Origin of the sequence: Aestuariivivens insulae (assembly GCF_022662195.1) — a bacterium.
Classification (GTDB): Bacteria; Bacteroidota; Bacteroidia; order Flavobacteriales; family Flavobacteriaceae; genus Aestuariivivens; species Aestuariivivens insulae.
Genome location: NZ_JAKMCS010000007.1, coordinates 105,826 through 120,153 on the forward strand (window position 1 = coordinate 105,826; position 14,328 = coordinate 120,153).

A 14,328-nucleotide genomic window follows, 5' to 3' on the forward strand; every position below is an offset into this window, starting at 1 on the left:
AATAGTTTTAATTACCATATATATTATTATGAAACCATCAAATTACTTTTTTTGCATAGTAAAAATAAAGTGCTTACTTGGTTTGGCTATATTTTTAGCTTTGTTTTTGCAGGGGTGTCAGTCCAATAAAAGCATAGCTAATCAACATGATGGTCATTTTCAAAACGAGACGGATTTAGAACGGCCAAATATACTATGGTTAGTAACAGAGGATATGGGGGCTTATATTCCTCCTTTTGGAGACCCTACCATCGAAACCCCTAACTTAAGTCGGTTGGCCAATGAAGGGGTGGTGTATCCCCATTTGTATTCAACATCTGGTGTCTGTGCTCCTAGTAGGGCTGCTATCGCCACAGGAATGTATCCCTCCGGTATAGGGGCTAACCATATGCGAACCAATTCATATATGGATAAAACAGGTTTGCCAGCATATGAAGCAGTTCCACCTCCCGAAGTGAAAATGATAAGTGAGTTGCTGAGAAGCAATGGGTATTACTGTACCAATAATTATAAAACAGACTATCAGTTCAAAGCGCCAGTAACCGCTTGGGATGACAACAGTCCGTATGCACATTGGCGAAACCGTAAAGGAGACCAGCCATTCTTTTCTGTATTTAATTTTACTGAAACACATGAATCCGGTTTGTTTGAGCCATATGGACACCGTTACATAGAAACAAGATACCACCATTTAGGCGATACAACTTTTGTTTGGAAGCGAGATAGGATGAGTGAGGAAGAAACACCTAAGCATGTGTCGAAAGATATTAAGTTTAAGGTGCCGCCTTATCTTCCCGATAATAATGTGGTGCAGCGTGACATGTGGAAGCTTTATAATAATATAGCTGAAATGGATAGACAGGTGGGACAAGTTTTAAAACAATTGGAAGACGATGGTTTACTTGAGAATACCATTATCTTCTTTTATGGAGACCATGGGGGGCCGTTACCTAGAGAAAAACGTCTTATATACGACTCTGGATTAAATACACCATTGATTATCAGGTTTCCGAGTGGTGTCAATGCAGGAACAAAAGATAACCGGTTAATAAGCTTCGTTGATTTTGCGCCCACTTTATTGTCGTTTATTAATGTGCAACCACCTAAATACCTTCAAGGACAAGCATTTTTAGGTAAGTATAAAGTGAAGAACAAGCGAAAATATATCCATGCTGCGGCAGATCGTTTTGATGCTGAAACCGATGCAATAAGGGCTGTAAGAAGTGAACGGTTTAAATATATAAGGAATTATAGGCCAGAAAAGGGGTACTATTTGCCTATACAATATAGAGAGCGTATTCCTACTATGCAAGAACTATTAAGGTTAAGGGAAGAAGGGAGTTTAGATAGTATTCAAGAACAGTGGTTTAGGGACGGAAAGCCAAAAGACGAATTATTTGATTGTATCAATGATCCATATGAATTAAATAATCTTGCAGAAAATTCAGAGTATGATTATATGCTCAATGAATTGAAGTTTGAAATGGATCGATGGTTAGTAAGTATTGGAGACCAGCCAAATTTACCTGAGAAAAAGCTAATCAATCAATTATGGAAAGGAAAGGGGGCGCAACCGCATACAGAAACGCCCAAAATTCAATTTGATGATACTTCACAAATTGCCCTTAGTGTAAAAACTGAAGGAGCCTCAATTGGGTTTAAACTAATACATGAAGACGGGGAAATTCCTAAATCGTGGACAATTTATAAAGAGCCTTTAACTAATTTAAAAAAGGGTGATACGCTATTGGTACAGGCCCACCGTTTAGGATTCAAGCCCAGTAAAGTTATTAATAAAGTATTTTAGAATTATATGTAATTCACTATAAGGCTACATTTAGAAGTAGCTTTTTTTTTGTGTGTTTTTCTATAAAGAAAAATAAAAACAATATAAAGATTTAATGGTAATTTGTAAATCTTTACCTTCAACTTTATGAATTTAACACTTATAGCATGTTAGAGCAGGATGGACTATCATTATTTAACAAATAATTTAGAGGCCTATTAACAAATTAACTTAAAATTTATGAAACTAAAAACTACATCAAATGAGACATTTAATTTGAGAAGAATTAAGTTGTTTTCCATTTTGTTTTTTTCATTCATGGCAATGTCTTTTGCCCAAACAGTGAAAGGAACGGTAACAGCAGATGGACAACCCCTACCTGGGGCAACTATTTTGGTTAAGGGAACGACTACGGGGACAAGCACCGATTTTGATGGGAATTTTACGGTCAATGCGGAAGCTTCAAGCACACTTGTATTTTCCTATGTTGGTTATGCTACAAAGGAAGTGGTTGTTGGAGATCAAACAGAGATTAATGTAGTGCTGGAGGCTGATAATAAACTAGACGAAGTCGTTGTTATTGGTTATGGTACGCAACGTAAGTCTGATTTAACAGGGTCTGTGTCTTCGGTAAGCGCCGAAGATATTAATGCAACACCTGTATCCAGGGTGGATCAAGCCTTACAAGGTAGAGCAGCGGGTGTGCAGGTAACACAAGTAAGTGGTGCGCCTGGTGCAGGAACCGTTATAAGGGTAAGAGGAGGAAACTCTATTACAGGAAGTAATGAACCACTTTGGGTTATTGATGGTATTGTAGTAGGGACAAACTTTAACCTGAATAACATTAATAGTAATGACATCAAATCTATTGAGATCTTAAAAGATGCTTCTTCAATCGCCATTTATGGGTCTAGAGGGGCAAATGGGGTTGTATTGGTGACTACCAAGAATGGAAAAGCTGTGGGGACTGGGAAACCGCAAGTGAGTGTAAACCTTTATACCAGTTCACAGATGGTTCCAGAATTACCTCATATGCTTACCCAGGAGGAACAGATAGCCTTTACCAATGAGAGTGCTCGCTTTAGAAACACTGCAGAACCATTCCCAAATGATCCTTCAACCTACCCTGATAATGATTGGTATGATTTAATTATGAATACAGCGCCTATTTATAGTGCAGATGTGTCCATTTCTGGAGCAACAGACAATCTGAACTATTATAATTCCTTAAGCTATTTTAATCAAGAAGGTATTGTAAAGAGTTCAGGTATTGAAAAGTTTATTTTTAGATCCAATTTAGACTATACCTTAAGTGAAAAATTAAAAGCTGGATTTAGGATAAATTATTCAAGAATTAATCAAGATAATGGTGTTGTAGGCTTTGGTAACGCTTTTGGAACCCTAAGAACCCAGCCTATATATAATGATGATGGATCCTATAATGGGTTTAATGATGTTGTTGGAGCGCCTTTTGATAACCCTTTAGCGGCTATAGAGTTAAACACTAATGAAACGTTTACCAATAACTTATTGGCTACAGCTTATGTAGAGTATAGCCCTGCTGAAAACTGGATAATCCGTTCTACATTTAGTCCAGAATTTAACAATGTGAAACAAAATAGATTTATCTCGAGTCAAATGCCAGGTTTTCTTGCCATAAATGTAGGCGATGGGGGAGAAGCTAGTATAAGAACAGTAGCCAGTACAGGATGGAACAATGAGAACACCATTCAGTATACCTCAAATTTTAGTGAAGACCATAGCTTGGTTGCACTTGCAGGAGCTTCATTTCAGAAAGTATCAACAGAAATAGAAATGGCAGAAGCCTTTGGTATTACAAGTGATGCAGCTGGGTTTAATAATTTAGGTTTTTCAGATCCAGCAAGATCAGTTGTAAGTAGTGATTTTACAGGATTTCAAATAGCGTCCTTTTTTGGAAGGTTAAACTATACCTATAAAGACAAATACCTTTTAACTTTAGTGGGAAGAACAGATGGTAGTTCCCGCTTTGCACCAGGTAATAAGTATGAGTTCTATCCTTCTATAGCAGGAGCTTGGAAAATAACGGAAGAACCGTTTATGCAAAATCAAAGCACTTTTCAAGACTTAAAGTTAAGAGCCAGTTGGGGTAGGTCTGGAAATCAAGCTATTGGAGCGTATAGAACACTAGGGCTTTTAACAGAAGCAAACACTACCTTAGGCGGTAGTGAGTTGCCAGGTTTAACTATTGGTAGACCGGCAAACCCCAATTTAAAATGGGAAACAACAAGTTCTTACGATATCGCATTGGAGGCTTCTCTTTTTGGAGGCAAGTTGTTTACAGAGTTAAATTATTACTACAAGAAAACCGAAGACTTATTATTGGACGTAACTATCCCTAGACAAACTGGGTTTACAAGTCAATTACAAAACATCGGATCGTTAGAGAATCAAGGTTGGGAGTTGATGGTTAATTCCACGAACATTAGTAATTCGAACTTTAGCTGGAATTCGACGGTAACTTTGTCGTCTAATAATAACAAGATATTAGACTTAGGAGACGTAGATTTTATAGATGTTACGGTAGATGAAATATTAGGATCTGGTAACACTCGTTTAATTGTAGGGCAACCAGTACCTGTGTTTACAGGTGCTAGATATTTGGGGACATGGAAAAGTCAGGCAGAAATTGATGCATCTGGAATTACAAGTCCTACTGTGGTTGGTGGAGCTAGGTATGAAGATGTTAATGGAGATGGCATAATTTCATCGGAAGACTATGTGATATTGGGAGACCCCACACCGGATTTAATATTTGGTATTGAGAACACGTTTTCTTATAAAAATTGGGATTTATCATTCTATTTTCAAGGTACTACAGGTAATGAAGTGTTTAACTTAACAATGCGTAATAATTATTTTAACCGTGGAGAAACCACTAAATATGGAGATATAGCGGACCGATGGACACCGGATAACCCAGACTCAGATATTCCAAGGGCAGGGCAGGATTCTGTGACAAATACACCGCCAAACTCTGAGTATGTTGAAGATGGGTCGCATATTCGTCTTAAGACTTTAAGATTAGCATATAATGTGCCGGTTAACGACTGGGGGTTAAAAGGGGTATCAGATGCCACAATCTATTTCTCAGGAAATAATTTATTATTGTTCTCAGATTTTAGATTAATCGATCCCGAAGCCAGTAGATTTGGAAGAACCGGTTTAGGAAATATTGCCCAAGGTTATCATAATGGGTCTTACCCTAATCCTCGAGTTATAACCCTTGGCTTAAACGTAACATTTTAAAAAAAATAAAGAATAGATATGAAAACAAAACATATATTTTTATACGTATTCATGATTTTCTCATGTTTAGCTTGTGAGGAATTTTTGGAAGAAGAACCAAGAGCATTAATCTCTCCAGAGACATTTTTAGCAACAACTAGTGATGCTAAGCAATTTATAAATGGGTACTATGCCATTTTAAAAAATAATTCAATTTACGGACAAGTTGGATTGGATCATTTTTATGATAACGGTGCGGATATTATTGAGCCAAACCGTTCGGCTAATTTTGTAGAGCCCATTGGCAATTATTCACTTAATGAAGCAATAGCTGATGTATCTGTTCAAAAAATGAGCGTTTCTGATACCTGGAAGGATTTTTATAGGGTAATATTAAATACAAATATCTTAATTTCTAGAATAGCTGATAATGAAGCAATACCTCAAGAAAACAGAACGGATTTTATTGCCGATGCAAGATTTGTAAGAGCTTTGTGTTATTGGCATATCACCAACCTTTGGGGGGCAGCACCGTATTATACAGAGGACCTTACCCTTGAAGAGATAAGTTCTTTGGGAAGAACGGATGAGGCCACTATAATAACCGGTATTTTAGATGATTTAGCTTTTGCCCAAGCAAATCTAAAAGATGCTTATATTGGAGAAGATGCTGGAAGGGCTTCAAAATGGGCAGCCGCTGTAATAGAGGCAAAAATCCATATGCAGCAAAAAAATTGGCAAGAAGGATTAAATAAGTGTTTAGAAATTATTAACCAATCACCACATGCATTATTGCCAACTTATGCGGAGGTATTCGATCCTAATAACGAGTATAATGCAGAAATTATTTGGTCTTTAGACTTTGCTAAAGATATTCGAGGACAGTTTGAAGAAGGAGTGCTTAGAGCTGATGGTTCATTGCCAAGTTTTGCAGGTAATGGTAACTGGAGACCTAGTATGTTTAATCCGCGTTTAAGGGATGAGCCTGCAAATACGGCCGATACTGATGCTTTAAAGGCTGCTTTAGCCGCTAATGGAGAAGCTTTTAATGGTACCGGTTTACAAATTGCATCAAAGGACTTTGCTGAAAAATTTCCTGTGAATGACTTAAGACGGCCATTAAACGTTTCCGATACTTATGAAGGCATTCAATTAAATCACACTTACATGCCAAAATTCATGAATTTATCACTAGAAACATCGCCTCGTTTCAATCACTCTGATAACAGAATGGTATTTCGTTTGGCAGATATTTATTTAATGGCTGCAGAATGTGAAAACGAATTGAATGGTCCTGCCAATGCATACCAATATATTCATCCAATAAGACAGCGTGCGTATGCCACGCAAGCTGAGTGGGAATTAGTAGGTTTAAGCCAACAACAATTTAGAGAAGCTATTTATGATGAGCGTAAATGGGAGTTGGCAGGTGAAGCTTGGAGAAGATATGACTTAATTAGATGGGGCATCTTGTTAGATGTAGTTCAAAATTTGGAATATCGTTTCTGGAATCCGGCCGCCAATATTAGACCATGGCATGTGAAATTGCCAATTCCATTACAGGAACTTATTAATAATCCTGCATTGCTGGAGTATGACCCAACCAATAATGGGTACAGAAGTAATTAATAACAAGTAATTTGATTTTTTGAATTGTTTAGTTTGTAAAGACCGGAGTACATGATCCTTCGGTCTTTTTGATTAAATAAAATACTTTATATATCTAAACTCTACGGCACAGTGCAGGACGCATAACCCAGTAGCCCTTGTTATTTTTAATCTATAATTCAACTTTTACTATTTAACAGTTTTGATGATCCTAAAATTTATGAAGAAAATACTCTCTATCAGTCTTATTGCAATTACTTTAATTGCTTGTAAAACAGAACAGACTAATCCGGATTTAAAAAATCAAGAAGATTTAGAGATTGCTCAGAAAGTTGAGGCATTGGTAAGTCAGATGAACCTAGATGAAAAAATAGCTGAAATGACACAAGATGCGCCAGCTAATGAGCGATTGGGTATTCCTGTTATGAAATACGGAGAAGCATTACATGGATTATGGCTAGTTCTTGATTATTATGGTAACACAACAGTTTATCCGCAAGCGGTAGCCTGTGCTTCTACTTGGGAACCTGACCTAATTAAAAAAATGGCATCTCAAACAGCCATAGAGGCACGGGTATTAGGTGTGACACATTGTTACTCACCTAATTTAGATGTCTATGCAGGAGATGCCCGCTATGGTCGTGTTGAAGAATCCTATGGTGAAGATCCTTATTTGGTTTCGCGAATGGGTGTTGCATTTATTGAAGGTTTACAAGGTACGGGAGATGAGCAATTTGATGAAAATCATGTTATAGCAACCGCCAAACATTTTGTGGGATACCCAGAAAACCGCCGTGGTATAAATGGTGGATTCAGCGATATGTCCGAACGTCGTTTGCGTGAAGTTTACCTTCCACCGTTTGAGGCTGCAGTACAGGAAGCAGGAGTAGGCTGTGTTATGCCGGGGCATCAAGACTTTAATGGTGTACCTTGTCATATGAACACCTGGTTGTTAAAGGATATCTTAAGAGATGAGCTCGATTTTGATGGTTTTATTGTTTCTGATAATAATGATGTAGGGAGAATAGAAACTATGCATTTTATTTCTGAAACCAGAACTGAAGCGGCTATATTAGGTTTAAAAGCGGGTGTTGACATGGACTTGGTAATTGGAAAAAACGTTGACCTGGCAACTTATCATGCTAATGTTTTGAAGGATACAGTAATGCAGGATCCTTCATTGATGAAATATATAGACAAAGCCGTATCACGTAATTTAACCGCAAAATATAAATTAGGGTTATTTGATATTGAACCAAAAGAAATTGATACGGAAACTGTAGAAGCTGGCACTGAAGAACATCGAGAGTTTGCATTGGAAATTGCAGAAAAATCTATTATCATGTTAAAAAATGATAATAATCTCTTACCTCTGGATGTATCAAAAATAAAATCATTAGCTGTTATTGGTCCTAATGCCCACGAAGAAAGACCAAAGAAGGGAACCTATGAACTATTGGGTGGATATTCAGGGTTGCCACCATATTATGTTTCAGTTTTAGATGGATTAAAGAAAAAAGTAGGTGGAAATGTTAAAATAAACTACGCTAAAGGTTGTGATATTGATAGTTTTTCAAAAGACGGATTTTCCGAGGCTATTGCTGCTGCTAAAAAGTCAGATGCTGTTGTTTTAGTTGTGGGTAGCTCTCACAGAACCTGCGGTGAAGGCGGCGATCGTTCTGATCTTGATTTGTATGGTGTCCAAAAAGAATTGGTAGAGGCTATTCATAAAACAGGAAAGCCTGTTATTGTGGTGTTAATTAATGGTCGCCCATTGAGTATAAACTACATTGCTGAAAATATACCGTCTGTACTTGAAACGTGGTATGGCGGCATGAGAGCTGGTGATGCTGTTGCCAATGTACTTTTTGGTGATGTAAACCCTGGAGGGAAACTAACCATGTCTTTTCCACGATCCGTAGGGCAGGTACCTGTTACTTATTTGGAACGTCCAGACTTTATTGGATCTGGAAAAGGAAAGTATCGATTTAGTGATAAATCACCATTATTTCCATTTGGATATGGATTAAGTTACACCTCTTTTGAAATATCTGAGCCAAAGCTTCAAAGTGATAGTATTAGTACAGACAGTAGCACAACCGTTTCAGTTGAGGTTACTAATACTGGTGATAGGGAAGGTGATGAAGTTATTCAAATGTATGTGCGTGATGATTATGCTTCGGTTGGGAGATATTTAAAGCTATTGAAAGGCTTTGAGCGTATTTCCCTAAAGCCAGGTGAAACCAAAACGGTTAGCTTTGATTTAGGTTTTGATGAATTGAATGTTTTGAACCAAGAAATGACCAAGGTAGTTGAACCTGGAACATTTACCATTTCTGTGGGAACATCCTCCTTAGAGAAAGATTTACAGAAAGTTTCTCTATTGGTGGAGTAGTACTTTAAATTGTTTTCTGTTAACGTAAAATGTTTTTATGCTTCTTTATTGTTATTGACTAAATAAAAATTTATTTCAATGAAACGTACCGAAAAAACTAATCTTAATAATAAGATTTCAGTAGCTAAACTCTTGATGATTTTGGTTTTAACATTGCATTTTGGTTTTTTATCTGCACAGGTTACGGAAAAACCAACTTTGAAATTAAAAATACAAGACAAAACCCTTTTGGTTGAAGCGATGTTACCAGACAATGTAAGGCAATTTGAACTTCGTATTGAAAGTTCACGAAATAAACCTATGAGTAGGTTTTCCACCGTTTCACAGATTGATCCAGATAGTTTAATACGCAAGAAATTATATAATAAGACAGACCATGAAACTTGGTTTCCTGTTGTCGACATAAGACCAGAGCAGGGAATGGAAGGCGTATGTGTTTTTAAAGGTAATCCAACGGGTACTTATACATTTGGTGGTCCTTATTATGATGATACACATAAACTTAAAAAACAAATTATTTTTCCATCGGGAAGGTTGGAGCATTGGGAAAACTCTTTGAGGGTAAGTTCAAAGCAAATTGAAGTTGAGAACTTTTATTTGAGAAAAACCTATCCGGTATTATTGAAGGAATTCAGGCATGAAATAGAGTTGATTTCTGAAGATTGGAGTGGTAGTGTAAGTATATTTATTGATGGAAAAGATGGGCAATATGAGTTCGCAAGGAAAACTATTTCACCTGAAAATACAGAATGGAAACATTATGAACTTGAACAGCTACGGGGTGAAGGCTTGTCGAAAAAACGTTTGATAACCTCTTTGGAAGCGGTAATAGACAATGGTTTAAGACGACAGAATTTAAATCCGGATAGCCCTACCTACGGTTCCTTTTTTACCTTTTACGATTTAGACGCACGACTTCATCGTTCATCTTACTGGTTGTGGGGTGGTTCTCCAATAGTGAAAATGGTTTTAGATGCCATAAAAGTACCAGAAATAGCCAGTAAGTATGACACTCAAGAGCTAATTCAACGGATGGATGAAGTAGGTAAGCTTTATTTGAAGTATCAGGTTCGAGAAGAAAACCACCCATCGCGGGGATCATTTTTGGTAATTTGGCTCAGGTCGCCCAATGGATATGAAAAATGGGTAGGCACATCAGACTCTGGAATTATGTTTAAATGGGCTTTGGCACCTTTATTTGAAACAACCGGGAACAGCGCTTATTTAGAGGCAGCCAATTTTTGGAATACCGAAAAGGGGAAGTTAATAGAAAGACATGAAATTTTACCTCATAACTATTTGTATGATATTAATGAGTTCCATAAGAACATTCTGGATGAAACAGGCTGGGATCCGGAAGGGCACAGCGTTTTTTATAGAATTACTGGTGACGAAAGTTTTAAAGAAGTCTCAAAACGTTACATGGATAAGCATATGCGTAAATTTCAAAATGACAATGGTTTATGGAACAGAAGCTGGTCATTAGAAAAAAATAAAGCTGTACCTCCTCTAAAAATGACGCGTGGTACCGGTTGGACTATGGAAGGTATGTTGGCAATGAACGAAATGTTTCCCGATAGCATTTATTTAGATTATGCCCTAAAAATAGGGAACCAGTTAGTGGATAATCAAAATCCTGATGGCTCATGGAATTTTGTGTTCGATTCGCGTGAAGACCCTAGAACAGCCATTCCAACAGATAAAGGAACGCCTTTGTGGAGCCTACTAATGTACAGGCTTTATGAAACCACCAATAACTCCAAGTATTTACAGTCGGCACGAAAAGCACTTATATGGTGTCTTGAAAATCAATATCTAGGGCCTGATCCAGAAGCTATTGGTAGTATTGTAGGAAGAACCAATGCCTCAATGGTCGGGTACCGCTTTTACTATGATGCCACATGTGCCTATTCAACAGGTTTTTTTGGCTTGGCCATACTGAAAGAACTGGAGCTGCGGGAAAAGGAATTGAATAAAAATTGATAGCATTATAGCACTTCTTGGCGCAATTTTGCTTTTTCGCCTCTTGATTTGGCCTTTTGCTTAACGAAGTAAGATTGAAATTTTCACGACTACAGTGAGTCCCGAATGGCACTAACATTTAGGATGTAATTTGTTAAAGGTTTAATTTCATTTTTGAATTCGGGATTCATAATCGGATTAGCCCACTCATTGGGATCGGCTTAATGGTCATATAATTTGTCGGTTCCATCTTGATGACAGATGTAGCTGAATTCTCCGGCCATGGCAGTATAATCCTTTCTGTTACGGTAACCAATACAGGAGAACGGACGGGAGATGAAGTTATTCAAATGTATGTGCTTGATGATTATGCAACGGTTGGAAGATATTTAAAAATGTTAAAAGGTTTCGAGCGTATCGCGCTCAAGTCGGGAGAAACTAAAACGGTGTCCTTTAAACTTGGATTCGATGAGCTTAATATTTTAAATCAGGATATGGAAAATGTAGTTGAACGGGGTAAATTTACAATTTCAGTAGGCGCTTCTTCTTTAGAAAAAGATTTGCAAAAAGTAAGACTTAAAGTAAAATAATGGTAAAAACATTAATTGTTATGAAAAGACTGGCATTTAAAATGAAATTACATGAAGGGCAAATGAATGCCTATAAAAGTCGCCACGACCAATTGTGGCCAGAATTAAAAAAATTACTTAAAGATAGTGGCGTAAGTGAGTATTCTATTTTTCTTGATGAGGAAACCAATACACTATTTGCCTTTCAAAAGGTAGTAGGAGATGGTGGCTCTCAAGATTTAGCCGATAATCCTATTGTTAAAAAATGGTGGGATTTTATGGCAGACATTATGGAAGTAAATCCAGATAATTCACCTGTTTCTATACCTTTAGAAGAGGTGTTTTATATGGAATAACCAATATTTAGGGTTAAACCAACAGTACAGTACAGGATACGAGCATGGACTAAAGTATTTAATTTCATCCAATTATTCTAAATTGGAATTAGAAAGCATTGAATCATGAAAACAAAGTACATACTCCAAAGGAGAAGTCAGGTGAATATCTTTTTGGTGCTACTGCTCGTATCTTCCAGTATTTTAAAAGCTCAAGTCGTCCTAGAAAAGGAAATTAAAATAACAGATTTAGGGTTACATTTTGATGGTGGTCAAGTTGCAAGTGGAGCTTCTAATACAGGAGATAACGCTCCTTACGATTATTATTTTGGACGTAACATTTCGGCACATGGTGATTGTATAAAAACCTACGGTAATTATGTTTTTATGACATGGTACCGTGGGGGAAAAGCAGACCGCCATGTGATGTTAACGCGTTATAATATGCTTACAGGTGCTCTGGTAACCATAGAGTTTCCTCATAGGCACACTGGTTATCAAAATAGATATTGGATTGGTGAATCACACAATACGATAGCTATAGGGGTAAGCCCTATTGATGGTACTATTCATTTATTGTACGATATGCATGCCTATAGTGCAACAAAACCTTCAGATGGTAGTTTAGCCAATGATTATTTTAGGTATTCATATTCAGTAAAGAATACGGCTTTCTTGCCGGATGCCGATTTTACCTTAGATAAATTTGTTCAAAACGATAGTGGTGGATATAAGCATTTAAGTATGCCAGGAAGTGCCCCTGAGACTGAATTTGTAGCTCTAACCTATCCAAAGTTCTTTCTCAATGATGCTGGAGACCTTTTTATGTTTATGCGAGAAGGAGGTAACAATAATGGTATGTACAAGTTTATGAAATATGAAGCCAGTACGGGGAGCTGGACTGATTTTACCGATTTTAATTCGTTAAACGCTAAAAATCAGCCAGGAATTACATACAACTGGGGACTTTATGGGGATATAAAATACGAGAATGGAAAAATACGCATTGGTTTTCAACGTAGGTCTTCTAACAATGATGATAAATACATCTATCAAAATGGTGTGTATTATGCCTATTCAGATGATCAAAGTGGTGCTACAGGGTGGAAAAACTATAAAGGGGAATCGTTTGACCTACCATTGTGGGATGCCGATTTTATAAAAGTTATGGAGCCTGGCGATTATGTACAGACCATTCAAAAAGACCAAGTACGTATTGTGGATGGCTTTGATTGGACTGTTACTGAAGACGAAGATGTACATATTATAAGTAAAGTAAAAGACAACCAATACAACGTCACAAAATATTTACATTCCTACAAACCTGCTGGCGCAACAGATTTTATTACCTCTGAAGATTTTTCAGGCGGTTCGACGATATACACTTCAGGTAATAGTGTGTTTCTTATTGGGCTAACCACTAGTAAACGTATTTTTGTTGAGAAGGCTGAAGGAGGCACTAACAACTTTACAAGAGTTTATGAAGCAACATCGGGTAGAACATTTGATCATGGTGTGGTACACATTGATAACGGTAAGGTTTACTATTATTTAATGGAAAACAAATCGGGTAATGCCCAACCACTGTACTTACAAATCCTAGATTTAGGAATAGTACCTAAAGATCCAACAGCTGTAAATAATTTTACAATTCAGTCTATTGGTGAAACCTGTGCAGATAAGAACAACGGAAAGCTTATTATTACAGGAGATGCTTCACACGACTATACCACCACTATCAATGGGGTAACATATAATTTCAATAAGAATACTGTCATAGAAGGACTAAGTCCTGGAACTTATGATTTTTGTATTGATGTAGTAGGAGAAAACTACAACCATTGCTATGAGGTTACCATAGCGGGAGGCGTAAGCTTAAGTGGAAAGATATCTGTTGTGAAGAAATCAGCAAGTGTCTCAGTAACCTCAGGTACAGGTCCTTATAGGGTTTGTAAAAATGGGGTGGAGTTATTTGAGACCCATCAAAGCCATTTTTCAATAGCCGTAGACCATGGCGATGAGATTCAGGTAAAGAGCAAGGAAGCATGCCAAGGAATAATGTCAAAGACCGTCAATTTACTAGAAGAGGTCAAGGCCTATCCGAACCCATCCGATGGATTATTTGAGCTATATATTCCCAATAGCATAGAGACCCTTGACCTGGAGGTTTATAATATCCATTCACAGTTAATAAAGGTTAAAACGTATCGCGTAAATAAAGGGAAAGTTAGTTTGGATATAACAGATAAACCCAACGGGATCTATTTTGTAAGGATGAATTTGGAAAGACCGGTATTCACAAAATTAATAAAGAAATAGATGAAATGAGCCATAGTAAGGCATTGGTAATAGCTACTGGCTTGTTTATGGCGAATTCCATCTTAGCTATAAAAAACAATAAACTTT

General features: G+C 37.1%; 8 protein-coding genes. All 8 read left to right on the forward strand.

Annotated features, from left to right (window positions below; all coding sequences use genetic code 11):
• Positions 1 to 82 precede the first annotated feature (82 nt).
• The 8 genes from MR062_RS10300 (at position 83) to MR062_RS10335 (ending at position 14,241) form a co-directional block, all read left to right on the forward strand.
• A complete protein-coding gene (locus MR062_RS10300) occupies positions 83 to 1,807 on the forward strand; it encodes a sulfatase family protein (protein WP_242204076.1) in 1,725 nt (574 codons plus the stop codon).
• 219 nt (positions 1,808 to 2,026) lie between these two features.
• Positions 2,027 to 5,074, forward strand: a complete 3,048-nt coding sequence (locus tag MR062_RS10305; protein ID WP_242204077.1) for a SusC/RagA family TonB-linked outer membrane protein — start codon at positions 2,027 to 2,029, stop codon at positions 5,072 to 5,074.
• Between the two features lie 18 nt (positions 5,075 to 5,092).
• Entirely contained in the window at positions 5,093 to 6,682 is a 1,590-nt protein-coding gene (locus tag MR062_RS10310) for a RagB/SusD family nutrient uptake outer membrane protein (RefSeq protein ID WP_242204078.1), read from the forward strand.
• A gap of 199 nt (positions 6,683 to 6,881) precedes the next feature.
• A complete protein-coding gene (locus MR062_RS10315; RefSeq protein WP_242204079.1) occupies positions 6,882 to 9,056 on the forward strand; it encodes a beta-xylosidase in 2,175 nt (724 codons plus the stop codon).
• Between the two features lie 78 nt (positions 9,057 to 9,134).
• Positions 9,135 to 11,039 carry a glycoside hydrolase family protein gene (locus MR062_RS10320; RefSeq protein ID WP_242204081.1) on the forward strand — a complete coding sequence of 635 codons (1,905 nt, stop codon included), beginning with the start codon at positions 9,135 to 9,137 and terminating at the stop codon, positions 11,037 to 11,039.
• A 233-nt stretch (positions 11,040 to 11,272) separates the two neighbouring features.
• The gene (locus MR062_RS10325) at positions 11,273 to 11,608 is read left to right on the forward strand and encodes a fibronectin type III-like domain-contianing protein (protein WP_242204228.1); all 336 of its coding nucleotides are present in this window, start codon (positions 11,273 to 11,275) and stop codon (positions 11,606 to 11,608) included.
• Positions 11,609 to 11,628: 20 nt separating this feature from the next.
• Complete coding sequence (rhaM, locus tag MR062_RS10330; protein WP_242204086.1) at positions 11,629 to 11,943, forward strand: L-rhamnose mutarotase; 315 nt, start codon at positions 11,629 to 11,631, stop codon at positions 11,941 to 11,943.
• Positions 11,944 to 12,048: 105 nt separating this feature from the next.
• Positions 12,049 to 14,241 (forward strand): BNR-4 repeat-containing protein, encoded by a 2,193-nt coding sequence (locus MR062_RS10335; RefSeq protein ID WP_242204092.1) that lies wholly within the window; start codon positions 12,049 to 12,051, stop codon positions 14,239 to 14,241.
• Positions 14,242 to 14,328 lie beyond the last annotated feature (87 nt).